Raw genomic sequence first — 26,388 nt, forward strand, 5'->3', positions numbered from 1 at the left:
ATGAATACCTCTTTAGCGTTAATTTTACATTAAAACTGGGCAGTTATGCCTTATTGCGGATAATTATAGCAATTTGCTAACTATTTTCTTTGCTGATTACTGATTTTACATTTCAACATAATTGCTTGCCTGTTGAACTAACATATCTATCACTTCTTTTACAGGCTTTTCTCTATCAACCATGCCAACACTTTGACCGGCCATTAAAGATCCTGTTTCAACATCTCCATCAATTACTGCCCTTCTTAAGGCTCCAGCCCAGAACTTTTCTATTTCAAGCTGCCCATTTTCTTTTGAGATTTCTCCATTTTGATATTTATCAATAATGTCTCTTTGATGCTCCATAAAATCGTCACTTGCTTTGTTAACTATAGCCCTTACTGGAATTACAGGGAAATCAGCACTAATCTGCACAGAAGATACAGCATTACGCGCAGCTGATTTGATGAATACTTCTTTAAAATTTTTGTGAGCGATTGACTCATTCGTGCAGACAAATAATGTACCTATTTGACAGCCACTTGCTCCCATTTCTAGGTAGTTCACTATCATTTCGCCTCTTCCTATTCCACCTGCAACAAACACCGGTGTTTTCTCATTTTTAAAATGAGGTAATATCTCTTGTGCGAGAACAGAAGTGCTAACAGGACCGATATGTCCTCCTGCTTCCATACCTTCTATTATTAACGCATCTACTCCCATTTTTACTAACCTTTTCGCGAGGCTTAATGCTGGTGCAAAACACATAACTTCAATGCCCGCACTCTTGATTTTTTCTATATTAGGCTTCGTTGGTAGTCCACCGGCAAGCACTATATGGCTTACTTTCGTTTCAATGCACACATCTATCAACTCACTCAACTTTGGGTGCATAGTAATTAGATTTACACCAAATGGTTTGTTAGTTAATTTCTGTGTCTCTATGATTTCTTTTTTCAGTAAGTCTGGAAACATTGCACCGCAAGCAATCACGCCAAATCCACCAGCATTTGAGATTGCTGAAACCAAATTTCTCTCTGAAACCCAGCTCATAGCGCCACCCATTATGGCAAACTCACTACCGAGAAAATTTGTTCCTTTTTTCCAGAGGCTACTTAACATATAACCTATATCATACGTTTAAAAATGTTTTGTTTATCTATAAATGTGTGTTTTAAAGCACCAATTATATGCAAGGCTATAAAGAGTATCATAAAATATGCAAGTATCGAGTGTAACTGATTAGCTGCACTAGCTAGATCTGCATTATGGTTAATTAATAAAGGGATATGAAAAAAATATTTGATCTCTTTGCTAGAAGCAGAAGACATGACATAACCAGATAGTGGCATTAGCACCATCAAAGCATATAAACCAAAGTGTATCGTTTTGCTCGCATTGATTACAAATCGAGAAAAATTGGCTGGTAATGGCGGAACATAAGTAAAGACGCGAAAAAATATACGTACTATAATTAATCCAAGAACGGTGATACCACAAGCCTTATGAACAGCGTATATGCTGAATTTAATTTCACTGCTAATCGGCAAACTTTTCATGTACAGCCCAGAACAAAGCATGCCAATAATAAAAGCAGACATTAACCAATGAATGATCCTTAAACCTAAACTATATTTATTGTCTTTCATTAATTTTGATTACTCTAAAGTAGAATTTATATAGTAGAAAAACTATTTCTCAATCAAAATTATCTATACATAATTTCGCTGCCTTGATCAACATAAGTGCAATAATTGTATGTGACACATAAACATTGTCTATCAGATTATGAAGAAGTGGTGAAGTTTTTGAGAGTTTTTCTATTGTAACGATGAGTTATAGCTTGTACAAGAAGCCTATTGACTTTAAGCACATTTTACCCTATACAATTCCAATACCTTAAGCTACCAAAGCATGCCTGATCTAAAGACAATGATGCTAAATTTTGGTCCTCAGCACCCAGCTGCACATGGGGTGCTACGACTTGTTTTAGAGATGGATGGTGAAGTGATCGAGAGAGCAGACCCCCATATTGGGCTTTTGCACCGTGGCACTGAAAAATTGATAGAACATAAAACATATCTTCAAGCTCTGCCTTATTTTGACCGCCTTGATTATGTGTCGCCAATGTCACAAGAGCATGCATATTCGTTGTGTGTAGAGAAATTGTTGCAATGTGAAATTCCAATTAGAGCAAAATATTTGCGTGTTTTGTTTTGTGAGCTGACAAGAATACTAAATCATTTACTAAATATCTCTTCTCAAGCACTTGATGTTGGGGCGATGACTCCTCTTTTATGGCTCTTTGAAGAGAGAGAAAAAATACTCGAGTTCTATGAAAGGGCCTCAGGTGCAAGATTTCACGCAGCTTATATAAGGCCAGGTGGACTTGCAGCAGATATCCCAGAAGGTTTGATTGAAGATATTGCAAAATTTATAGAGCAATTTCCAAAGTATATAGATGATGTTGATGAACTTTTAACGGAAAATAGGATATGGAAGCAACGCACTGTAGGAATTAGTGAAATATCAATAAAACAGGCGCTTGATTGGGGCTTTAGTGGACCAATGCTCCGTGCTGCTGGACTTGCTTGGGACTTGCGAAAAAGCCAGCCATATGAGATATATGATCAGTTAGATTTTGATATACCTATCGGCCAAAATGGTGACTGTTATGATCGTTATTTAGTAAGAATGGCAGAGATTAGGCAGTCTGTTAGCTTGGTGAAGCAATGCATAGAGAAAATGCCTGAAGGGCCAATAAAAACTGAAGATAGAAAAATTTCTCCACCGCCAAGAGCAGAAATGAAAGAATCCATGGAGGCTATGATTCATCATTTTAAGCTTTATTCAGAAGGATATCATGTGCCAGAAGGTGAGGCTTATGTGGCTGTTGAAGCGCCAAAAGGCGAGTTTGGAGTATATATAGTTTCAGATGGTACCAATAGACCTTATAGATGTCGAATAAGAGCACCTGGCTTTGCGCATTTACAGGCCTTAGATTTCATGGCAAAAGGACACATGCTTGCTGACATTGCAGCAATTATCGGTTCACTCGACATAGTCTTTGGTGAGATTGATAGGTAATTATTGTAAAATAGTAAATCAACTAATGGTCAATACATCCTCTATTAAAAACTGCACAAATTCATTGCCATTCCAGTAATTCATAGAGATTTTACCCAAAATGGCTTTAACATTACCCTGCATAATAGCAGAGCCAAGCTCAGTATTTGCACAGCGAAACGCAATAGCTTTGACCATAACATTATCGTCAGCAATAAAACATTTTATATGGTCAACTCCTATAACTTCCGGCTTTCTTATCTTTGCTCCTTGAATGATGAATCTCGGTTCAGGATTGCCAGCTCCAAATGGCTCTAAGCGCTGCAGTTGATTCCAAAGGGATAAGTTTATTGCTTTAGCTGTTACTATACCATCAGCTTTTATGATTTTGTCATTTGTAGAGTTTGCAAATCTTTCAGTAAAGAAATCATGTAGATCACTTATTTTATCTTCCTTAATCGAAAATCCTGCTGCCATACTGTGACCACCACCTTCAATGATTAGGTTGGTAAATTTTGCAGAAAGAACCGCAGCACCAATATCTACCCCAGAAATTGATCTGCAGCTTGCTTTTCCTATTCCATTGTTTAAAGATATCACTATCGTTGGTAAGTGAAACTGCTCTTTTAGTCTTGATGCAATGATACCAATTATTCCCTGGTGCCAATTACCACTTACCATTATAAAATTTACACCTAAGTGGGCAAAATTTTCCGCTTGTGTTGTGGCTTCCAAAATAGCCTCATTTTCTAGCATTTTTCTTGCATTATTCAAATCTATTAGTTTTAGCGCGATTGAATGTGCATCATCATCATCATCGGTGGAAAGCAACCTTGCACCGAGCGATGCTTCTCCAATTCTTCCTCCGGCATTTATACATGGCCCAATACTAAACCCTAATCGTGAAACACTTGGTTTTTCAAGGATTCCCAAAGCGTCAAACAAAACACGTAAGCCAACATTTTTTCTTGCTGACATAACTTTTAATCCTTGTAAAACAAAAGCCCTATTTAGGCCTGTAATCTGCATAACATCGCAAACAGTTCCAAGAGCAACCAAATCCAGTAGATCAAATAAATCTGGTTCTTTTTTGTTGGTAAAAAATCCTTGCTCACGTAGGATTCTGTTAAGAGCAACAATTAGCAGAAATGACACTCCAACTGCTGCTAAGTTATTATAAGGAGAGCTCTCATCAAGGCGGTTGGGATTAACAACTGCTACAGCACTTGGTAATTTTTCTGTTCCAAGGTGATGGTCGACAACTATAATATCAAGTCCAAAGACTTTTGCATCTTCTATTGGTTGATATGCAAGCGTACCGCAATCAACAGAAATACATAAATCAATACCATTCTTTTTAAGTTGTAATAAAGCATCTGTGTTCAATCCATAGCCCTCATCAACACGATCTGGAATATAGATTATAGAGTGTGTCCCAATCGCTCTTAGGTACCTATTAATCAATGCTGATGACGTTGCACCATCAACATCGTAATCACCAAATATTGCAATATTCTCATTATTGTTTATTGCTTTTACTATGTGAGAAACAGCTTTATCCATATCAAGGAGGTGAAAGGGATCTGGTAATAGCGATCTGATTAGTGGGTGTAAGAAGTCATGTGCATTTTCTATGTTAACACCACGAGCAACTAATATTCTTGCTAATATTTCTGGCAACTCAAATCTCTGTATAAGAGTAAAAATCTCCCTTTGATCTGCTTCTTGTAACTTCCACAGTGCATTTGTTATGCTGCATTTTTCAATATCAAGTAGCATATTTTTTGTAAATAAAACTACTTTACCAGAACTTTTACGTTTGTTCTATAATTGTGTTAGACTTCTGTATAACCTAAAGAAAGATATAGGAGAGTGTCACTCGAAAGGAATCACATTTATTTTGACAAAGAGCATCTGTAAAATCTGATACTTCTTCTTGCATAACATGCTCTTTAATTAGTATTATATCTATATTAGAATATGAGTGTGAATATTATATTAGTGTAATTACTTTTTGGTATACATAACAAATTTATGCCTGGAAACAGTTTTTGGTTACTCAAACCTTTTCTACCTTTATTTCATATTCTTTAAAGTATTTTTTGCACTTTCTTTATAAAAACCATAGGTACCAATCGGTTTTTAGCTTAAGAATAAAGGTTAAGTATCTGGAATTCTGGACATAAAATCCTCCTGAAAAATTAGAAAGAAAATGCAGCGCATATACAACAGAATTTGAACACGTGCTGAAGAAGATACACTACGTTTTTTTTGAAAAATTGACTGAAAAGTCTGCAGACTGAGATAGATTTTTGAGCTCTTAAAATACCCCTACTGTCAGAGTAAGGAAAGCGAGAAGGTTTGTCAAGCAATCTTTATTGGCTGTTGTACTAGAATTCAGTTTTTCGTATAATTTGCTAGAATTTGTGTGAAGAATTTTAAATATGAAAGGCCTATATATTAAAACTTACGGCTGTCAGATGAACGTTTATGACTCCATTTTAATGGAGAATATAGTTAAGCCTTTAGGGTTCAACGTTGTTAGTGATGCAGAACAAGCTGATTTGGTGATATTAAATACTTGTCATATTAGAGAAAAGGCAGCAGAAAAGCTTTACTCAGAGCTTGGAAGAATCCATTCATCACAAAAAAATAAGGAAATGACCATAGTGGTGGCTGGATGTGTAGCGCAAGCAGAGGGAGAAGAAGTGTTCAGAAGGGCTCCTTTTGTTGATATTGTTGTTGGTCCGCAGAGTATCGCTGTTTTACCGGAGCTGATAGTCAAAGCAAGCAGAAGTAAAGGTCATGTAATAAATACTGATTTTCCAGAAGTTGCGAAGTTTGATAAATTGCCAGATGAATGCTATGGCAATAGCCAGGGGTCTTCTGCGTTTCTTGCCATACAAGAAGGTTGTGATAAATTTTGTACGTTTTGTGTGGTACCATATACACGCGGGGCTGAGTATTCACGACCAGTAAATGAAATATTCCGTGAAACATTGAAGTTAGTTGCAAATGGGGCAAGGGAAATCAATTTGCTCGGTCAAAATGTTAATGCTTATCATGGAGAGTGCGAAGGAGAGGTGTGGGATTTAGGAAAATTAATTAGTCACATTGCTAAAATTGAAAAGCTAGAAAGAATCCGCTACACAACTTCTCATCCAAGAGATATGCACGAATCTCTCTACTTGGTACATGCGGAGGAATCAAAACTCATGCCGTTTGTTCACCTACCTGTGCAGTCAGGTTCGAATAAAATATTGCATGCAATGAACAGGAAACACACTGCAGAGGAGTATTTGGAAATAATAGACAGATTGCGCAAATTGAAACCTGAAATCGAATTTTCTTCTGATTTTATTGTTGGGTTTCCTGGAGAAACTGAAAAAGATTTTGAAGAAACTATGAAGTTAGTAGAAAAAGTAAAGTACGCTCAGGCTTATAGTTTTAAATATAGCCCAAGGCCAGGAACGCCAGGGGCGGAAAGAAAAGATCAAGTACCAGAAGAGGTTAAAACAGAGCGTCTTCTTCGTTTACAGGAATTAATTAGCAAGCAACAACTTGAATTTAATCAGAGTATGATAGGAAAAACTATTCCTGTTCTATTCAGTGATAAAAAAGGTAAACACCAAAATCAAATTATTGGTAAAAGCCCATACATGCAATCAGTATGCGTTGATGATCCTGACGACAAATACAAAGATAAAATAGTAAATGTAAGGATATTGGAAGCTCGGCAAAATAGTTTGTTGGGATGCGCTGCCTAATTAGAGAAAAGTGCTCCTATGCTCTCATGTAGAAGCACTTTGTGTGTTTTTATAAGTTTATAAGCTATCTAGATTTAATCCTTAAGGGACTACAACTCTCTGTTACGCAATCATATGAGACTTGATATAATAGATTTGCGGGATTTTTTTTCTTTTCCCACTGATAGTGTACTTTTTCAACCTTTCCAGAATTATTATATTCATAAGAAAGCGATCTCCAAATAACGCTGCTTTTACTATTATTTTTGTTAGCATCGTGAAATTTCTGATAAGGCCAACTGTTATTGTCTTTATTCATCTTTAACTTAAGTAAATAAGTCTGATTTATTAATATGCTGTATAATAATGTCAATACCTATCAATGTTTATAGAAACAGAGTTTTTGGATTTGTAATTTTCCAGAAAGCTCTATATTCTTTGATTTTATCCAGTTAAAATGAATATGAAGTATTATCCTGATACAAGCAGCAGTCCTGATTTTTCATTGCTAGAAAAGGAAATCATAAAATTTTGGCAGGAAAATAAAATTTTTGAGCAGTCAGTCGAGAAACGTTCCAAGGATCATTGTTTTGTATTTTATGATGGGCCTCCGTTTGCAAATGGACTTCCGCATTACGGACACTTGCTTACTGGTTTTATAAAAGATGCATTTGCAAGATATCAAACTATGCTGCAAAAAAGGGTTGAACGCAGATTTGGTTGGGATTGCCATGGGCTACCGGCTGAGATGGGCGCGGAAAAGGAACTTAGAATATCTGGTAGAACTGAGATAGAGAAATTTGGCATTGAAAAATTTAATAATAATTGCCGTACTTCTGTGATGAAATTTTCATCAGAATGGGAGAAGTATGTAAATAGACAAGCAAGATGGGTAGATTTTCACAATGACTATAAGACTATGGATAAGTCATTCATGGAGTCGGTCATGTGGGCATTTAAGCAGCTTTATGATAAAGGTCTGGTGTATGAATCAATACGCGTTGTTCCCTATAGCTGGGCGTGTGAAACTCCACTCTCTAATTTTGAAACAAGGCTTGATAATGCATATAGAGAAAAAATTAGCAAAGCTGTAACTGTTGCTTTTGAACTTTTAGAAAATCCAAAGCAATTTAAACAAAAATGTAGATTACTTGCTTGGACTACAACGCCTTGGACGTTGCCGAGCAATCTTGCACTGGCAGTAGGGGAGGATATTGAGTATTGTATGGTGTTAGTAAATGGTGAAGTCTGCATCTTTGCTGAAAGTTATTTAGAGAAATTTGTCAGCCACTGTGAACAAAGCAATATTCAATATGAAAACTGTAATACAAAACTTAAAGCGAGTGATCTTGCAGGTCTTTCCTATAAACCACTGTTTGATTACTTTAAAGATACAAAGAATGCGTTCCGTGTTTTCATTGCTGATTATGTTACAGGAGAAGATGGTACTGGTGTTGTGCACACTGCTCCTGGATTTGGTGAAGAAGATTTTTACCTTTGCCAAAGCCATGATATTCGAGCTGTTTGTCCAGTTGATAACGCTGGAAAATTTACTACTGAAGTTTCAGATTTGGCAGGAGTTCATGTTTTTGATGCCAATGATACAGTAATCAAGAAATTAAAAAGGCAGGGGAGCTGGTTTAAAACTGAGCAATATATTCACAATTATCCACACTGCTGGAGAACTGACACTCCTTTAATCTACCGCACTATGCCTTCTTGGTATGTTGCTGTGACAAAGTTTAAGGGAAGAATGACAGAGCTAAATAAGAGAGTTAATTGGATGCCGAATCATATTAGAGATGGTCAATTTGGAAAATGGCTTGAAGGAGCGCACGACTGGTCTATTTCACGCAATCGATTTTGGGGTACGCCAATTCCTGTGTGGAAATCAGATGATGCAAAATATCCAAGAGTGGATGTGTATGGCTCAATAGCAGAACTAGAGCGAGATTTTAATGTTAAAATAGATGACTTGCACAGACCATTTATCGATACTTTGATAAGACCAAATCCTGATGATCCAACAGGAAAATCAGTTATGCGTCGTGTGCCTGATGTGTTTGATTGTTGGTTTGAGTCTGGCTCGATGCCGTTCGCGCAAGTTCACTATCCGTTTGAAAATAAAGAATGGTTCGAGAAAAATTTCCCTGCGGATTTTATCACTGAATATATAGCACAAACAAGAGGATGGTTCTATACGCTTTTTGTGCTTTCCACTGCTTTATTTGATAGTGAGCCATTTAAGAATTGCATATGCCACGGTGTGGTTCTTGATGTGAAAGGTCAGAAATTATCCAAGCGTTTAAATAATTATGCAGATCCAATGGAGGTTTTTGACAAATGTGGTTCTGATGCGCTGCGTTTTCTTATGCTATCTGGTTCCATTGTTTGCGGTGGTAATTTACTACTCGACAAAGAAGGAAAATCGATACGAGATATTCTGAAGGACGTAATAAAACCTATTTGGAATAGTTATCACTTTTTTACCATGTATGCAAATGCAGATGGAATTAGAGCTGAGGTTTGTAAAGATTATCAGAGTACCATTGATCGCTACATGATTTCCAAATGTTTTGAAGCTGTGGAAAGTATACAAGCTTCTATGAACAACTATAATTCCCAAGAGGCTTGTAAAACCCTGATGAATTTCTTTGAAGTGTTAAATAATTGGTATATTCGTCGTAGTCGTGAGCGTTTTTGGAAAAATGATTTAGATCAAGACAAAACTGATGCTTATAATGTTCTATACACAGTTTTTTATTACATACTACGGGCTGCAGCTCCTTTGTTGCCACTCATAACAGAGACTATATGGCAAGGGCTTGAGTACAAAGAAACATCTGTTCATTTGGCTGATTTTCCACAATCAGATAGATATGACAGTGAACTCATTGCCAAGATGGATTTGGTAAGAGAGATATGTAACTCTGCATTATCCATCAGAAATACGTTTAACATGCGCATCAGGCAGCCACTTGGCAGTATGACCATTTATCATAGGTCTTCCTGCGATTTCCTTGAAAATGAATATCAAGAGATAATAAGAGATGAGGTGAATGTAAAAGAACTAGAAATAGTAAGTGAGTTGAAAGAAGTTGCGTCACTAGAGCTAAAACTAAATTTTCCGCTACTTGGTAAGAAGATTCCAGATAAAATCAAGAAACTAGTTCAATATGTCAAAGAAGAAAAGTGGAAGCAAATTGAGAATGAGCAAATATTTCTGGGGGATGAAACAGAGAACTATACTATAGAAAAAGGTGAATATGAACTATTGTTAAAAGCAAACAGTGAATATTCTTCTGTATTTGATGACAATAAAGGGGTTGTTATTCTGAGCACTGAGCTCAATGACGAACTAATTCTAGAAGGACTCGCAAGAGATGTTGTGAGGCTTATTCAAGAAACTAGAAAGCAGGCTGATTTCCATATATCAGATAGAATCAGAGTAATAATCAAAGCAGAAGATGAGAAAGTTAAAGAGGCAATAAACAGGTGGGATGAGTATATAAAAGAGCAGACCCTTGCCTTATCTTTGGACACTAATAAAGAGATCGAGGCCGATTTCTATTCTAAGGAATACCAAGGTTTGACAGTTGGTATTAAGTTAATAAAGTTGCAAAGTTAGTAATGTTTATGCTATACTTAAATTACCTTAAGTAGGGTGGTGATATGAATCAAGTTGTTGCAGATGGTCATAGAGAAGTTATTGATTTAAATAACAACAGTGATGGTTCAGGTAAAGTAGAATCTATTTCCAATGTTGCTTTGGAAGAGGAAGAAGAGTTTTTTGATGCTATGGAAGATGTTTCTAATGTAGAAGAAGGGAATGATTTAGGTCTTGCTAATTCAGAAGAGGAAGAAGAGTTTTTTGATGCTGTAAGTAAGCAGGATTGGTTAATTAAACAAATAGCTGCTTTTAATGTTCCGCTCAGTATATTCCATTATAAGGATTATGACTCTGACTTTTTTACCTCTTGGTATAATATGTCAAGCGAAATATTGAAAGAGATAAACAGAGCTTGCCCAGAGAAGAAAGTATTAAATTTAGCTCTGTCAGTTTTAATGCTTCCTTATATTGCTTTTACTGCAATGGGGTTAGTCATATATAGTAGATTTAAAGCAGACAGCAAGACACAAGAAGGTGTAGTGGAAGATAAGATAAAAAAGAGTGAAACAGGTGTGCCAAAAAGATTGGCATATGGCGTTCTTGCTGCAATAGCAATTTTTGTTAATGTGGCTGTGCTAACAGCCTTAGTTATTCCTGCAACAGTTGCTTTGGCTACTTTTTATCTTTTAAATAGAGAGTTGTTAGTCCATTCTTTAGTTACTGTTCTTAAAATAAGTACGGGGCAGTATTCTAATAAGCACCACAATATTGAGGTATCTTTTCATGAAACAGAAGTTCCTGAGCCAAGCATTGAATATGATATGGAAATAAAGTTTCCACCGCAATTTAAACAATTACTTAGAGATTTATGCGATAATGAAAATAATCAGTGGTTTAGTGTAACGCCGGATTCAGAGCGCAATATCGTACTGAAATTGTCAACTAACATCAATTTAAAAAATGGTCTTAAGCCCTTACATAGTGAAATCAAGAATGTGCTTGCAACTTCGATTCAAGAATGCGCAAGAACTATGGAAGAGCTGGTGAATCTAGAAAAGAAAGATATTACACATGATAAACTGAAGGAATTATTGAGTAAATTCAGGCTGAAAGTGGTGAGTAGCATAGATTCTAAGTTGACAACTCACTTAATAGAAAATGCTTATCAAGTTGCTTTTATACAAGCAATTAAGTTTCAGCAAAATAGACGGGGAAAAGATTTTTCACTGGAGGATGAGCTAAAAAATACTTTAGTGAAACAGAAATTAGAAAGTCAAGGTAAGGAATTACCAAATGAGAAAGAAGTGATAATCAAAGATTTGAAAGAACTAAAAATAAAGGAGTTACTTAATTTGACTGATGAAGATGATCGGCTAGAGTCCCTTATGAAAGTAGATGATATAAGTGATGATGCACTTCCTGTATTTAAAGCAAAATGGAAACAGCTTATAAAAGAAGGGAAAATAGCTGAAAGGACAATAATTAATACTTATGAAGATATGTACCCTAAAGAAACAAAGAAAGCTCTAGATAACACTAAAAGAGAGATTGAGTGTTTAAAAAAAGAAGGACAGGAAAGATATATTAGGATACATGCAAAAAAGAATAGCTTAGCGGAGGATAATTTAAAAAGAAGATTAGAAGGTCTTTTTAAGTTCGAGTATGATAATCAAGAGGTTAAGCAAAGGCTAGTAAAATCAGTAATGAGAAAAGCCAAAGATAAGTTAAGCCGATTAGGTATATTAAGCCTGATAGAGGAGCAGTTTGTAAATTTAGAAAACAAGATAAAAGCTTCTTTAAGTGAAGAAGCTTTAGATGAAGTGAATGACTTTGTAGAAAAGGTGTATTTAGAAATAACGAAATGTAAAATGCTAAATTTATTTAGAGGTCAAGCAAAGGGTATAGAGAATTCATGTAAGTTATTAGAAAGGGAGGCACCAGATCTAGTAGAAAAGATTAATTCACATCGAGTGAGAATTGAAAAATACTTAAAAAGACCTGAAAAACCTATGCTATTGAGAAAAATAATAGAAGGGAGTAAGGATTTAAATAAGTACTTAAAAGATGAGCAAGAGAGAAGAGGAGAAAAGCATCCAAATACAAAGCTAGTACAGAAGCACTTAGAAAATAACAAAGAAATTCTAAAAACATTAGAACAGTTGAAATTGGAAGAAAAAGGATTATTGATAAATGAAAAAACAATAAATGATTATAGAGAAGAACTAGAATCTCGTGAAAAAATAAAATTTGCAATAATAGAAGATGATTTACTGAAGGAGTTCGAGCATGAAACTTTTAACGAAGAAGCAATTAAGAAGTTACTAGAGAGAGCAGAACTTGAGTACTATTTGGCAGAAAAGTGCATAAAAAGTCCTGTGATTAAGACAAAAGACAATATCAAACATTTTTGTCAAGATTTATTGTCTCCTTTAATAAATAGGTTGGTGGAAAATATAGTAAATAATGTACCAAAAAGTGATAAGAGTTCATGGCTGCAGCCTATAAAAGCTATTAGGACAGGCTTGGGATATATTCAAACAGGTCTTGCCGTTGCAATGCGTGGGGATAAGAGCACAGAAGGAAAAGCGTTGAGTGTGGCACATGATACTCATAAGGAAGTAGAAACATTTCTTCAACATTTTCAATCAAGTTATGAGGAAGTAGGAGTTTTTTTGGGTAATTTATTTTCTGATGATGGAACGACATTTAAAAATGATGTATGGCCTAAAGTAGAAGAGCATTTGCATGGAATGTGGGATAGGTTTTTCAAGGATATTGAATTCAAGATAGGAAATAAATTGGATGAAGTAAACGTGACACAGCAAAATCAGGAAACGGCGATTACGGCTTAATGATGAGCTCTCAAAGTTCCTTCAGTATTTTCACACACTAAGTTGACTATCATATTTGATTCTTTTTGGATTTCCTCTTCAGTTAAAGTGTGAGTTGGAGAGCAGAAAGTAACTGAAAATGCTATAGACATCTTATTCGATTCTATATTGTTTCCATGATATACATCAAATATCAAAACTTCTGTGATGAGCTCTGAGCTTTTTTTCACCATATTGATTATACTGCCTGCTGCTACATCTTTATTTACAATAAATGCAAAGTCGCGTTTTACACTTTGATATTTATAATCGATAAATTTTTTTCTACTTATAGGTAAATTTTCGATATTTTCTAATATCAACTCAAAGCCTACAATTTTTTGTTTGATGTTAAAAAAATCCAATATACTCGGATGCAATTCTCCAAAATAACCAACTATTTTACTTCTAAAAGATAAGGAGCCTGATTTTCCTGGGTGATAATATTCTTTTTCTGCTCTCTCTATTGCTAAATTATCACAATTGACATTAAAAAGTTCCAAAGCTGTTATGAGGTCAGCCTTTGCGTCAAAAATATCTATTTTCCTATCAGTGTTATAGTGGTTTTTCGGCGAATTATTTCCTGATCTAATTCCACTTAAAACGTACTTAGACTGAGCCTCACCATTATAAATTGGTCCAATTTCAAAAATTGCGAGATCAGATATCCCGTGAGCAATATTATCTGCAGTGACTTGCAACAAATTTGGTATGACACTTGGCCTCATTATATTGAAGTTATTATTAAATGGATTATCGATAATGAATAACTTATTCAAGTAACCAAACTTTTCAGCTGTTGATTCACTCATAAAAGACCAAGTTATCACTTCATGAAACCCTCTGCTTGTCATTAAAATGCGCAAATCATCTTGTGTCTCTTCTTCTACTGTAACGTCTTCTGCTAGTTGCTCTTCCTTTATTTTATCATAGCCGTATATTCTTACTACCTCTTCAACTAAGTCAGCAGGTATGGTTACGTCCGGTCTCCAGCTTGGTACTTGTATATTCCAATTACCTTCGGTTTTTTTATCGATACTAAACCCTAGCTTTGTTAAAATATCGAATACCTCATTAGGTGATGCAGATACACTTCCAAGTTTGTTTGCATTCTGATAATCAAAATTTATCTTGGTATAAGCCTTATTCAAATTGCCAGCAGACACTATGCTTGACACTTCTCCGCCACATAAATCCAAAATCATTTTGGCTGCAAGATTGAGTCCATCAAGGGTAAATTCAGGGTCAATTGAACGTGCAAATCTGTAACTTGAGTCTGTGGAGATGCCTAGCTGCCTTGAAGATTTAGTGATGGAGATGGGGTCAAACCAAGCAGACTCTAAAAAGATATCAGTAGTTTCAAGTGTACATTCGCTATACTTGCTGCCCATAATTCCAGCAATTCCATGAACATTTTTATCATCAGAAATAACGCTTATGTCTTTGTTTAATAAGTACTCTTTATCATTTAAACCAATAAATTTTTCTTCGTCATTTGCTTTGCGTACTATGAGCTCTCCTTCTATTTTTTTTGCATCATACGCGTGCATCGGGCGCCCGAAAGATATCATAATGTAATTAGTAATATCAACTATTGCAGAAATGGAGCGCATTCCTATCGATTCCAATTTATCTTTTAGCCATTTTGGACTCTCTTTATTTTTTACATTAGTGATATATACTCCACTAATAAAACTCTCCCCATCGATGACTTTGACGTTTATTAGTGAGTTCATAGAAGCGGTAAGTTGTGGAATGATTAAAGTCTTTAACGTTCCAATTCCAGTTGCTGCTAGATCACGTGCTATTCCATAAACACCTAAGCAATCTCCACGGTTTGGAGTGATGTTTATGTCAATTACAGGATCGCAATTGAAAAATTTATCTCCTGTTTTATAATCATCAGAAAGCTCGATTATTCCTTCACTTTCATCTTGAGTCAGCGAAAGCTCAGAGGCAGAGCAGAGCATCCCTTCACTTAGCACTCCTCTTATTTTTGTAGGCTTAATTGTAAAGTTGCTTTCTGGCAATGTGCTACCAAGAGATGCAAGTACAGTCTTCATGCCTTCTTTAACATTTTTTGCTCCGCAGACTATCTGCAGAACTTTACTTCCATCATTTACTTTACATAATTTTAATTTATCAGCATTTGGATGAGGTGCGACTTCTAATACTTCTGCAACAACAAACCCGGCCAATCTGGAATTGTCGATCACATTCTCTACTTCCAACCCTATGTGAGTTAATTTATCAATAATTTCCTCTAAACTAGCATTGGTTTCTAAGTACTCTAATAACCAAGATAATGTGAACTTCATTTATTTAACAGAAAATAAAAAAGTTATTGTAATGTAAAATATAATGATTTTAAAGCTTGTTGTAGTGAGTAGCTTCTCTAATTGTAAAAAACGAAGGAGAAGCCTACTTTTTCTACAAAGAAAGAATTTTCTTTATATCACCTTTGCAGTCCATTTCCATGCAGAGTTGAATGTTCATATTGTGATCATCTATATGGAAATTATAAATGTAAGCATCACCAGTGAAATTTCCTATAACATCATGGCTTTCATTTAGCATTTCACCTGCCATGTGGAAAAGACCAGTGTCTGAGTTAGAAGAATAATCTGTAAACTTGATGTACCCGTTACCACATTCCTGTTCTAAATTTAAAGGTGGATTAGTAAAATCTATTTCGTTCATAATTGCCTCATATTAAAATTAAATTATAGTTAAAATAAGATGTTAAGTCAAGATGTTAAGTAACTTAATAAGATTAGTGAATTTTTAAATAGAACGCTGGCTATAATTAGCATTCTAATCACATACTTTGTTGATATATTTATGCCATAATGGCATGGATCTTCTATCTTAATTCTTGACTTTACCCTATAAAATCTATATTTTACTTACTATTATAGTTTAAGTATATAAATCAAGATGGCGTTAAATCCGCTAGAACAATTTAAAGTATATACAATAATAGAACTACCAAAATTATTTGGGTATGACATAAACTTTACCAACTCATCTCTTTTTATGATGATCTCGGTGGTATTAATGGTACTGTTTTTGCTCCTTGGAATAAGAAAAGGTGCAGTAATACCAGGATATTTGCAAGCTGCAGTTGAATATGTATATGATTTTGTTGTTTCAATAATAGAAAGTAACACTGGAAGCAAAGGTTTGGAGCACATTCCTTTGATATTTACAGTATTTATTTTCATTTTATCGTGTAATTTAGTTGGTGTTCTTCCTTATAGTTTCACAGTTACAAGTCATGTGATAGTTACCTTCGCTTTATCAATGGTGGTTTTTACTTATATAACGATTGTTGGGTTTAAAGAAAGAGGAGTAGAATTTTTACGCATATTGCTACCAAAAGGAACTCCTTCGTGGCTTGCACCTATAATCATCATTATTAAATTATTTGCTTATTTAGTAAGACCGATTAGTTTATCAATAAGGCTTGCAGCAAATATGATTGCGGGTCATACAATCATCAAAGTGATAGCAGGATTCGTCATAAATATGAACATATTTTTTACACCTGCACCTTTTTTGTTTATAATTGCACTAATAGGATTTGAAGTATTTGTTGCAGTTTTGCAAGCTTATATATTTACTATATTAACATGTGTATATTTGTCAGATGCAGTAAAGTAATTGACTTCCTTGCAGAATATTTTACAATTATATTATAAAGAAATAGTTAAAGGTAATATATGGATTTAGTGGCTTTAAAATTTATAGCAATTGGTTTGGCTGTATTTGGAATGCTCGGTGCTGGTTTAGGTATAGCTAATATCTTCTCTGCTATGTTAAATGGGATTGCGAGAAATCCTGAGTCAGAAGGTAAAATGAAAAGTTACGTTTATATTGGTGCTGCCATGGTTGAAATCATGGGGTTGCTTGCGTTTGTACTTGCAATGTTATTAATATTTGCTGCTTAACAGATGCCACAGCTTGATGTTTCAACTTTCTCTTCTCAAATTTTTTGGTTTTTAATTTTTTTCTCTTCACTTTTTTTTGTAGTGAGTTGTTTGTTTTTACCGAAGTTAGATGAAATAATAAGCACTAGAAGTAAAGAAGTGTTAGATTCATTTAATAGTTCTATTCACCTTTTAAGACTTACAGAAGAGCAAATTGCCAAGTATAATGCAGCTTTAAATCAAGCTAGAGTACGGGCAAAAAAAATCATAGATGATGCATTTGCTCAAGTAGAAGAAATGAGAGCGAATGTTAAGGATATATTGGAAGAGGAAGACAAGAAGATGATTAAACTTGTTGAAGAAAAGGTAGTACAATTTAAATCTAAGTATATTAGTGAATTAAAACAAATGGCTACTAGTATTGCTTTGATTTACTATACTAAGTTAACTAATTCTGAGATTGAAGAGGAATTTGTTGCTGACTTGGTGTCAAAAGAATTTTAGGGTTTTTATGTCTACATTACTAGTTATAAGCCTTGCTTTTTTAGTAGGTTTTATCCTCTCATATAAATTGCTAAGGAAGGTAATAAAAAACGCGCTTAACAATAAACGTAACAAAAGCAAGTTTTCAAGTGAAGAAACTGAAAAATTCAGAAAAGATATGTTGGAGTATTACAAAAAATCTTCTGAAAAATACAAAAAATTAGATGCAGAAGTTAACAAAATGATGAATGAAGCACTTGATAAGGCTAATAGTATTATTAAGCATAATAGACAGCAACTCGATCAAACGTTAGATGAAAATGCCCATTCTAATTTGAAGAAAGTTACTGACCAAGTTGAAAAAGCTCTTGGGGATTTACAAGCTAACACAGCGAGTATAGCTGCTGATGCTGTAAAAAAAATAATGCATGAACGTAAAGATGATAAGCGTAGTAGTGAGGTTATATCTTCGTTTTCACGTGACTTGAGCAAAAAGTTGCATTAAGTTTAATGCCTGTACTTCAAACTGATAATGTAGAAAAAATTAAATTTGATTCTAGTTTATGCAAAGAACAAGAGAAACTTTTCTACTATAGGTTTAATATAATTCCTTGGCAAAAATTAAATGATACTACTTTTTTTATGGTTGAAGACATAAGCCAAGATATCAACCTTTGGGTCGAATCTCATTACGGTATTGAATATGTATTGATAAAAGTAGATAGCAAACAGATTTTAAATCTTCTTAACTCACACTTTGGTATTTCAGAATTCGCAAGTAACTACTTATATTATAAGAATCCTAATTTTTCAGCTAAAAGCATTAGGCTCAGTTCAATCTTTTTTTCCTCTTTCTTTGTTATGATTTCGACTTTAACACTGACAAAAAAATATGCATATTTTGCTTTGGTGTTGATATTTATAATCGGATGTTCTAGTTCTTTATTCAAATTTGTAACTAAAATTTTTGGCTTGCGTAAAATTTCTAACCAAAAAGCAGATTATGATAAGATGAATGAACCTATATATACTATTTTATTGCCTGCTTTTAAAGAGAATGCGGTTATAAAGCAATTGATTAAGAGCATTGAAAGTTTGGATTATCCAAAATCAAAATTAGATGTAAAGCTTGTGATAGAGAGCGATGATCAAGAAATGTTGGCAGCTATAGAAAAATGCACTTTACCACAGTATTTTGAAGTAATAAAAGTGCCTCATTCTCTGCCTAGAACAAAAGCTAAGTCATGCAATTATGCTATGAGCTTTGCTAGAGGAAAGTATGTGGTAATATATGATGCAGATGACAAGCCAGATCCGTTGCAGTTAAAAAAAGCACTAATTGAATTTAATAAGGGCGACGAAAAGTTGGCTTGTGTACAGGCGAAATTAAATTACTATAACTTTGGTTGCAATTTTCTTACAAAATTCTTTTCTCTCGAGTATATGAACTGGTTTCAATATTTTTTGCCTGGATTTCAAAAAATGAACATGCCAATACCTTTGGGTGGTAGCAGTAACCATTTTTCAGTGGAAATTTTAAAGAAAGTGCTTTTTTGGGATGCTTACAATGTCACTGAAGACGCTGACCTTGGTTTGAGACTTGCGCAAATGGGATATAAAACCAGGATTATTGATTCAGAAACATTGGAAGAATCACCAACTACTGTGTTTGCTTGGATCAAACAAAGAGCACGCTGGATTAAAGGTTATATGCAAACTTATATCGTTCATTTAAAAAATATAAAATTACTTTTTAAGCACACTGGGCTTAAGGGAGTTTTGCTATTAAACCTTTTTGTTGGTTCCTCAGCTTTTATATTTTTCACGACTCCTTTTTTGTTACTTTCATTGGTGCTGACTCAAATTTTGAATGAATTATTCTTATATTATTTTATAATAGTATACGGTATTAACTTGATTTTTTTGATAATAGCTATCAGACAACAAAAAATGCCTTTTTATTTTTATATAGTATCAATATTTTTTCCCGTCTATAGTCTACTACATAGCGTTGCAGCTTTTCTCGCTTTGTGGGAATTTGTTATTCACCCTCAGCAATGGAATAAAACTCAGCATGGATTATGGAAGCAAAACCTGTAGCTATTTGGCTTTTTCTCTGCTCTCTCATGGTGATTTGCATGGTGGGAATTGGTGGATTTACCAGACTTTCAAAAGCAGGATTGTCAATCACGGAATGGAAACCAATTACCGGAACATTGCCACCGCTGAGTGAACAAGACTGGCTAAAAGAAAAATCAAAATATGAAGCTACACCTGAATATAAAGCATTTAATTATGGTATGAGTATGGAAGAGTTTCGCACCATATACTTAATAGAATATGTGCACAGGTTAATTGCAAGGCTGACAGGTTTAGTTTTTATTTTACCGTTTATATACTTTACACTAAAAAAAAGAATACCTAAAAATGCAGTAATAAGGTTATCTACAGCACTATTATTTGGAATTTTACAAGCTTTTGCTGGTTGGTATATGGTAAAAAGCGGTTTGGTAGTCAATCCTCATGTTAGTCACTATAAGCTCGCACTTCACTTACTGCTTGCGTTGGTTATCTTTGCATTATTGTCATATCAATTTTTTGATTACCAAATCAAACCAAGGCAAACTAAACTTAAGGTTAGTACATGTTACATATGGATAATTTTAATCCTAGTGACAGTACAAATAATCTTCGGTGCATTTGTTGCAGGGCTAAATGCTGGTTTAATTTACAATACCTTTCCACTGATGGATGGACAAATTGTTCCGGAAGATTTATTTTACTTACAGCCTGCTTGGCTAAATATCTTTGAAAATAGAGTAACAGTGCAATTCATACACCGGGCATTGGCATTGCTGATATTAGTTCTGACAGCAATACTCACAATAAAAAATGCCAGTGTAAAACCAGTATATATTATGCTACTCTCCGTCATCATTCAGGTAATTTTAGGAGTAGTAACTTTGTTGCTGCATATACCAATGGCCATTGCTATAGCCCATCAAATGTTTTCGTTTATCTTATTCGGGTCAAGTTTATACTGCTTATGTTATTTAAGAAACCAGATCTAATACCAAATCACCAGCATGTATATTTTTTCCTTCTTTAACAGGGATATTTTTTATCACCATTTCTGATTCAGCACATATTATATTTTCCATTTTCATTGCCTCTACAACAAATAGAGGTTGTCCTACCTCTACCTGATCTCCAGCATTGACGTGTAATTTAACCAATAAACCGGATATTGGAGATTTTACAGCGTCTACTGAAATCCCTTCTGTTTTGTTGTTTAGCATTAATTTGCTTAGTTCAGCTACATGAGGTTTCAATACACAACATTTAGCTTTCATACCTGCGTGTCTTATAAAGTATTTGCTGCCTTGCCTTTCTATTTTAAGTGCTATATTGGTATCATCATTAATTGTGATATATAGTAATCTGTAACTTGATTTCCACTTACCCACCACGGAGTATTTATTGTGGTTATATACTGTTGTTAATGTGTTATCTTGATACTTTGCATTTACGGAGTACTCATTGTCATCTATTTTCACTATGAATGCTTCGTCTGTTGACTTACTGTAATACTTTCCCTCATTTTCTAAGTGAACATACAGTGCAGTAAAGATAAATATTTTAATATATTCTTCTGTAATAAGATCGCCTTGAAACCCACCAGGATAATGATTTGGAATGAATCTTGTGTGGAGCTTTGCTGCAATAAAATTTGGATTATGGAAGATGGATTCTAGAAATTCTATATTATTTGTTACTCCTTCTATATAACATTTAGACAATGCTTTTTGCATTCTGCTGATTGCTTCTATTCTATCTTTTCCATAGGTTATAATTTTTGCAATCATTGAGTCGTAGAACATGCTGATTTCTGAACCGCTAGCTACTCCATCATCTATTCTTACATCATCTGGTTTGTCGTAATATTTGATTCTTCCGCTGGAAGGAAAAAATCTCTTTGATGGATCTTCAGCGCAAATTCTGCTTTCTATTGCAGAGCCAATAAGTTTAATATCATTCTGACCAAATCTTAATTTTTCTCCGCAAGAAATTCTGATCATCTCTTCCACTATATCTATTCCAGTGACAAATTCTGTTACTGGATGCTCAACTTGTAATCTCGTATTTACCTCAAGAAAATAGAAGTTTTGGTTCTTATCTACAACAAACTCGACAGTACCTGCTGAAAAATAATCAACTTGCTTTGCCAAAGAAACACATTGAGCATACATTTTTTGTCTTACTTCTTCACTAATAAATGGGCTTGGTGTTTCTTCTATTATTTTCTGGTTATTCCTCTGTACCGAGCACTCTCTCTCCCCAAGACACACTATATTGCCGTATTTATCTGCTATGATTTGTATTTCAATGTGTCTTGGCAGCTCTATATATTTCTCTATAAAAATACTGCCATCTTTAAAACTTTTCTCTGCTTCATTTGTTGCTGATGTAAATGCTAGTTCAATTTCTTTTTTGGAATATACAATTCGCATTCCTTTGCCACCACCACCTGATGCAGCTTTGAGCATAACGGGAAAACCAATCTCTTCAGCAACGATGGCTGCGTGGGCAGCATCTTCGATCTTACCCATATATCCTGGCACTACATTTACTCCAGCTTTTCTTGCCTCTTCTTTTGCCGTTATTTTATTGGCTGTAACTTCTATTGTTTCTGCACTTGGACCAATGAAATCTATGTTATGTTTTTCCAGAGCACGGGGAAAATCTGGATTTTCTGCTAAAAACCCATAGCCAGGATGAACCGCCTCGGCACCTGTTTCAACTGCTACTTCGCATATTTTTTCGATATTTAAGTAACTAAGATAAGCAGGCGAAGGGCCAATGTGCCTTGACTCATCTGCTTGCTTTACATGCACAGAATTTGCATCTGCATCTGAGTACACAGACACACAAGATATGCCCATCTTGTGCGCAGTTTTGATTATTCTGCAGGCAATCTCCCCTCTGTTCGCTACTAAAATCTTACTATACTTCTTTCTTATCATCTTATAAGTATACTTTCTTAAGTTAAGAAAGTAAATTTCTATATTACTACCTGCAAATACTTCACACTGGGGCTAAACCACTATCTAAAAGTTGCATAACATCAGGATCTGTCACTATAGTACTTTCGTTATAGAGGCCATATACTTCATTACATGCCTTAAATAACAGATATGAAGATCCTCCAGAAGCTATTGTTGCTATTGAAGCCAATGCAAGAGATTGAGAAGCCGAAAATAGAAGATACAAAGATACACACATAGCGGTAGCACACACTATAGCTCCTACTATATATAAGCATATATGAAACTTCTTATTACATATAAAGCCACATTTTATATCTGCAATTTGCTTAACTTCTTTCCGCTCTGCAGGGTCCAAGAAATAAAGGGGTGATACTGCCTTCTTCCCTTCATCCTTAATATAGCTTTTATCGAGGAGTGCTTCCTTAATATATTTCTTGTTATTCTTAAATTCCTTTTCTAATCTTTTTACTTTTTCCCAATCTTTAGCTTCTTTTGCTTTCTTGACTTTGCTCTCAGTATCTTTTTCTAAATACTTTATGATCCCCTGTAACGCAGATAATAGAAACCCTTTACTTGCTGCTATATGAAATGGGTTTCCATTTTCATCAATTCTATGCTTAGCTACACAAGCAACTCTTTTCCTGCAAGCTTCAATAAATTTATTTTCATCCTCTTCTTTTACAACTCCTCTTGCAATTTCAAATAAATTATCCATATATACACCTCACTGCATTCACTAATATTAAATTATACAATGCAGTTTGTTAAAAATAAATGTAAATTGATCTTTCAAATTTACTATAGTTCCACGTTGTTGCAAGTACAAATTTTAGTTATCATCGGTTACGTTATCACAATAGACAAATATGCCAGGTATAGTCACTAGATTCGCTCCATCACCAACAGGATTTTTACATATTGGAGGAGCTCGTACTGCGTTATTTAATTGGCTCTATGCAAAGCGTCATGGTGGGGAGTTTTTGCTAAGGATTGAGGATACCGACAGAAAACGTTCAACACAGGAAGCAATTGATGCAATAATAGATGGGTTAAAATGGCTTGGAATAAACTATGATGGAGAAATAATATACCAATCGAGAAGAATAGCTAGACATATTGAAGTTGCAAATCTTTTAGTTGAAAAGGGTAGGGCGTATCATTGTTACTGCCCCGAGAATGAAGTTGCGGAGAAGAAAATAAGAGCAAGGGAAGAAGGAAAAATATATAAGCATAAGTGTACTCATTCAACATCAAATGCAGAGCCTGTTGTTCGCTTCAAAGTGCCAGACTCAGAAGATATTGTTGTTGACGATAAAATATACGGCCAAGTTACAATAAGTAGCGACCAGCTTGATGACATAGTAATCTTGCGCTCTGACAATACTCCAACATATATTTTTGCTGTAGTGGTTGATGACCATGATGCTGGAATAACCGATATTATACGTGGCTCTGATCATCTCACTAATACCTTCAAGCAATTACTAATATACCAAGCTCTTGATTTTGATGTCCCACGCTTTGCACACGTACCGCTTATTCATGGAGAAGACGGGAATAAGTTATCTAAAAGGCATGGTGCAACAAGTGTTTGCGATTATGAAAAGATGGGAATATTGCCACAGGCAATGCGTAATTACTTGCTAAGACTTGGCTGGAGTCATGGCAACGATGAGATTATTAGCGATGAGCAAGCAATAGAGTGGTTTAATTTAGAAAGCATCGGTCGCTCACCTGCACGGCTCGATTTCAAAAAACTGGAGCATTTGAATAACCACTATATTAGTAATATGAGCAATGAAGATATTCTGACTCTAATGCTTAGAGAAAATACTCTAACTGACAAAAAAAAGAGCTATTTACTGCAGGGACTGACAGAGCTGAAAAAAAGAGCAAACTATTTGACCGAATTATTGGACTTAGCAAAATTTTATATTCAAGTTGATTTTAGTGAAGAAGCTCAGCAAATTGTCAAATCTAACCTCAATGTAATTAAGTTACTTGCATCATTTCTTTCGAGTGTAGGTAGTGAAGATTGGAATAAGAATTTTTTATCTTCTCAGATTAAGGAATTTTCAAAATTACATAATATAAAAATGAGCGATATATACCACTCATTACGCGCTCCAATAACTGGAATAATGGATGCGCCTGGAATCATCGATATCATGGTAATTCTTGGTAAAGATGAGTGTATAAAAAGATTGCAAGCAATTTAAATAAAAAATTGCTTGACAGACTCTAGTAGCTTCATTATAGTGGAGAATGAAGATTTTTTAGGATCCAAAATCTATCTTCACCTGCAGGTTTTTTCACCAAATAATCAAATTTCAGCAAAAAATATATAAGTTTATTTTTGCTAGCTCTTTATTCATATAGGAGGGTTTATGTCTAGAATTCCTGATACTTGACTTTTATTTTTAAGTTAAAAAAACAATTGGCGCCTATGGTTTTCACATTAAATCATTTTAAATTGTTAAAGTTAATACGGGCTTTTTTTGCCTTTTTTTTATTGGTATTTTTTTCATATTTTATTATATCATTATACTGTGGTACCATATAGACTTCAGTTTCATGATAAGGGGAGCAGGCTCCGTCTCAGCTATGGAATTAAAAAATGACTATGCATAAGATCTAATGGTGTGTCTAATCTATAGATAATTTTTTGTATTGCTAAGTTAATATTTTACATATCTGTTCAGTAAAGTGGCAAAAAAGACAACTAAATGAGTGTCATGAAAGTAGCTTACACGTAGTTGTAGGAATATTCATTTTTTAAGGTAAATTACACAGCAAATATTGTCATTCAAGTACTGTAATTCCAGCTTCTATAATGTCATGCCAGTGCTCGACACTGGCATCGAGCAAAATTTATCACAAACAAGACAACATTTTCAATTAAAAAATCAGTGTCTGGGTGCTAAGATGACACCTTCATAAGGGAGCCAGCATCAGCTACTTTCATGACACTCATTTAGTTGTCTTTTCTCGTTTACCTTATTTTGCCACTCTGCTGAACAGATATTAAAATAGCAAGCCTCAAGGTCAGAAGCCTGCTATTACTTACTGATTACTTTACATCAATTTTCTTGATGTGTTTCTCTGATTTAGGTATGGTTACATGCAATACCCCATCTAAAAAGTTGGCAGATACCTTATCTTGCTCTACATTTGTTGGAAGTTGAATAGATCTATAGAAAGAACCATAGTACCTTTCTTTGTGGTAAAACTGCTTATCTTTTGATTCATTATCACATGTTTTTTCACCCTTCACTATTAAGTTATCGCCAGATATACTAATGTCTATGCTTTCTTTAGGAATACCTGGTAACTCTAATGATAGGCAATAGCTTTCCTTTGTTTCATAAAGGTCACAAACTGGTAGTAGGCTACTGCCTCTTTTAGAAAGCTCTGGGTTCCATCCTGTAAAGAAGCTATCAAATATGTCATCAACGGCTCTTTGTAACCCTCTTACACTAAAATTATCACGATTATTGTTTTTATTTAAATGAACTATATTACTCATGTTGTACCTCCTTTTACTAATACATGCATTACATAATCACTCCACTTATTAATTTCAATCCTAAATCTAAAATTTTTTAGATGCGAAAAATTTTCCCCGTTTACTATAACTTGATTATGAGAAAAAATCTT

General features: G+C 34.6%; 20 protein-coding genes. 11 read left to right on the plus strand and 9 right to left on the minus strand.

What is annotated here, in order from left to right; genetic code table 11:
- Nucleotides 1-105 precede the first annotated feature (105 nt).
- Both AB3210_RS00895 and AB3210_RS00900 read right to left on the minus strand, forming a co-directional pair.
- A complete protein-coding gene (locus AB3210_RS00895) occupies nucleotides 106-1,101 on the minus strand; it encodes an NAD(P)H-dependent flavin oxidoreductase (RefSeq protein ID WP_007302056.1) in 996 nt (331 codons plus the stop codon).
- A 5-nt stretch (nucleotides 1,102-1,106) separates the two neighbouring features.
- A complete protein-coding gene (locus tag AB3210_RS00900) occupies nucleotides 1,107-1,628 on the minus strand; it encodes a cytochrome b (protein ID WP_052264812.1) in 522 nt (173 codons plus the stop codon).
- Between the two features lie 265 nt (nucleotides 1,629-1,893).
- On the opposite strand from AB3210_RS00900, the gene AB3210_RS00905 reads away from it, so the two are divergent.
- Nucleotides 1,894-3,066, plus strand: a complete 1,173-nt coding sequence (locus AB3210_RS00905; RefSeq protein WP_007302054.1) for an NADH-quinone oxidoreductase subunit D — start codon at nucleotides 1,894-1,896, stop codon at nucleotides 3,064-3,066.
- A gap of 18 nt (nucleotides 3,067-3,084) precedes the next feature.
- Here the strand turns inward: AB3210_RS00905 and recJ are convergent, their stop codons facing one another.
- Nucleotides 3,085-4,824, minus strand: coding sequence for a single-stranded-DNA-specific exonuclease RecJ (gene recJ / locus AB3210_RS00910; protein ID WP_052264813.1), 1,740 nt, complete (start codon nucleotides 4,822-4,824; stop codon nucleotides 3,085-3,087).
- Between the two features lie 665 nt (nucleotides 4,825-5,489).
- Between recJ and miaB the strand changes: the two genes are divergently transcribed.
- Entirely contained in the window at nucleotides 5,490-6,812 is a 1,323-nt protein-coding gene (gene miaB, locus AB3210_RS00915) for a tRNA (N6-isopentenyl adenosine(37)-C2)-methylthiotransferase MiaB (RefSeq protein ID WP_052264814.1), read from the plus strand.
- Between the two features lie 64 nt (nucleotides 6,813-6,876).
- Here miaB and AB3210_RS00920 read toward each other — a convergent pair whose 3' ends face one another.
- Complete coding sequence (locus AB3210_RS00920) at nucleotides 6,877-7,110, minus strand: hypothetical protein (RefSeq protein ID WP_010402600.1); 234 nt, start codon at nucleotides 7,108-7,110, stop codon at nucleotides 6,877-6,879.
- 138 nt (nucleotides 7,111-7,248) lie between these two features.
- Between AB3210_RS00920 and ileS the strand changes: the two genes are divergently transcribed.
- Together ileS and AB3210_RS00930 are read left to right on the plus strand one after the other, a co-directional pair.
- Nucleotides 7,249-10,419, plus strand: coding sequence for an isoleucine--tRNA ligase (gene ileS / locus AB3210_RS00925; protein ID WP_052264815.1), 3,171 nt, complete (start codon nucleotides 7,249-7,251; stop codon nucleotides 10,417-10,419).
- 44 nt (nucleotides 10,420-10,463) lie between these two features.
- Nucleotides 10,464-13,253 carry a hypothetical protein gene (locus AB3210_RS00930; RefSeq protein WP_367363644.1) on the plus strand — a complete coding sequence of 930 codons (2,790 nt, stop codon included), beginning with the start codon at nucleotides 10,464-10,466 and terminating at the stop codon, nucleotides 13,251-13,253.
- Here AB3210_RS00930 and pheT read toward each other — a convergent pair.
- Together pheT and AB3210_RS00940 are read right to left on the minus strand one after the other, a co-directional pair.
- A complete protein-coding gene (pheT, locus tag AB3210_RS00935; RefSeq protein WP_052264921.1) occupies nucleotides 13,250-15,589 on the minus strand; it encodes a phenylalanine--tRNA ligase subunit beta in 2,340 nt (779 codons plus the stop codon). The genes AB3210_RS00930 and pheT overlap by 4 nt on opposite strands.
- 112 nt (nucleotides 15,590-15,701) lie before the next feature.
- On the minus strand, nucleotides 15,702-15,971 hold the full coding sequence (locus tag AB3210_RS00940) for a hypothetical protein (RefSeq protein WP_010402566.1): 270 nt from the start codon (nucleotides 15,969-15,971) through the stop codon (nucleotides 15,702-15,704).
- 237 nt (nucleotides 15,972-16,208) lie between these two features.
- Between AB3210_RS00940 and AB3210_RS00945 the strand changes: the two genes are divergently transcribed.
- The 6 genes from AB3210_RS00945 to AB3210_RS00970 are packed head-to-tail and all read left to right on the plus strand — an operon-like array spanning nucleotide 16,209 to nucleotide 20,754.
- A complete protein-coding gene (locus AB3210_RS00945; RefSeq protein WP_096097195.1) occupies nucleotides 16,209-16,934 on the plus strand; it encodes a F0F1 ATP synthase subunit A in 726 nt (241 codons plus the stop codon).
- Between the two features lie 59 nt (nucleotides 16,935-16,993).
- Nucleotides 16,994-17,221 carry a F0F1 ATP synthase subunit C gene (locus tag AB3210_RS00950; protein WP_006014985.1) on the plus strand — a complete coding sequence of 76 codons (228 nt, stop codon included), beginning with the start codon at nucleotides 16,994-16,996 and terminating at the stop codon, nucleotides 17,219-17,221.
- Nucleotides 17,222-17,224: 3 nt separating this feature from the next.
- Complete coding sequence (locus AB3210_RS00955) at nucleotides 17,225-17,704, plus strand: ATP synthase F0 subunit B (RefSeq protein ID WP_007302046.1); 480 nt, start codon at nucleotides 17,225-17,227, stop codon at nucleotides 17,702-17,704.
- A 7-nt stretch (nucleotides 17,705-17,711) separates the two neighbouring features.
- Nucleotides 17,712-18,188 (plus strand): ATP synthase F0F1 subunit B, encoded by a 477-nt coding sequence (locus AB3210_RS00960; protein ID WP_052264897.1) that lies wholly within the window; start codon nucleotides 17,712-17,714, stop codon nucleotides 18,186-18,188.
- A gap of 5 nt (nucleotides 18,189-18,193) precedes the next feature.
- Complete coding sequence (locus AB3210_RS00965; RefSeq protein WP_052264898.1) at nucleotides 18,194-19,783, plus strand: glycosyltransferase family 2 protein; 1,590 nt, start codon at nucleotides 18,194-18,196, stop codon at nucleotides 19,781-19,783.
- Entirely contained in the window at nucleotides 19,765-20,754 is a 990-nt protein-coding gene (locus AB3210_RS00970) for a COX15/CtaA family protein (RefSeq protein WP_052264899.1), read from the plus strand. The genes AB3210_RS00965 and AB3210_RS00970 overlap by 19 nt, the downstream gene beginning before the upstream one ends.
- On the opposite strand, the gene AB3210_RS00975 is transcribed toward AB3210_RS00970, so the two are convergent.
- Complete coding sequence (locus AB3210_RS00975; protein ID WP_096097194.1) at nucleotides 20,737-22,707, minus strand: acetyl-CoA carboxylase biotin carboxylase subunit; 1,971 nt, start codon at nucleotides 22,705-22,707, stop codon at nucleotides 20,737-20,739. The genes AB3210_RS00970 and AB3210_RS00975 overlap by 18 nt on opposite strands.
- Nucleotides 22,708-22,768: 61 nt before the next feature.
- Nucleotides 22,769-23,446: a hypothetical protein gene (locus AB3210_RS00980; protein ID WP_017532144.1), complete on the minus strand. Its 678-nt coding sequence runs from the start codon at nucleotides 23,444-23,446 to the stop codon at nucleotides 22,769-22,771.
- Nucleotides 23,447-23,597: 151 nt separating this feature from the next.
- Here AB3210_RS00980 and gltX point away from each other — a divergent pair, with 151 nt between their 5' ends.
- Nucleotides 23,598-24,950, plus strand: a complete 1,353-nt coding sequence (gene gltX, locus AB3210_RS00985) for a glutamate--tRNA ligase (RefSeq protein ID WP_017532143.1) — start codon at nucleotides 23,598-23,600, stop codon at nucleotides 24,948-24,950.
- 851 nt (nucleotides 24,951-25,801) lie between these two features.
- On the opposite strand, the gene AB3210_RS00990 is transcribed toward gltX, so the two are convergent.
- Nucleotides 25,802-26,257, minus strand: a complete 456-nt coding sequence (locus AB3210_RS00990) for an Hsp20/alpha crystallin family protein (RefSeq protein WP_007302039.1) — start codon at nucleotides 26,255-26,257, stop codon at nucleotides 25,802-25,804.
- Nucleotides 26,258-26,388: the final 131 nt, after the last annotated feature.

The organism is Wolbachia endosymbiont (group B) of Scrobipalpa ocellatella (genome assembly GCF_964188425.1).
Taxonomy (GTDB): Bacteria; Pseudomonadota; Alphaproteobacteria; order Rickettsiales; family Anaplasmataceae; genus Wolbachia.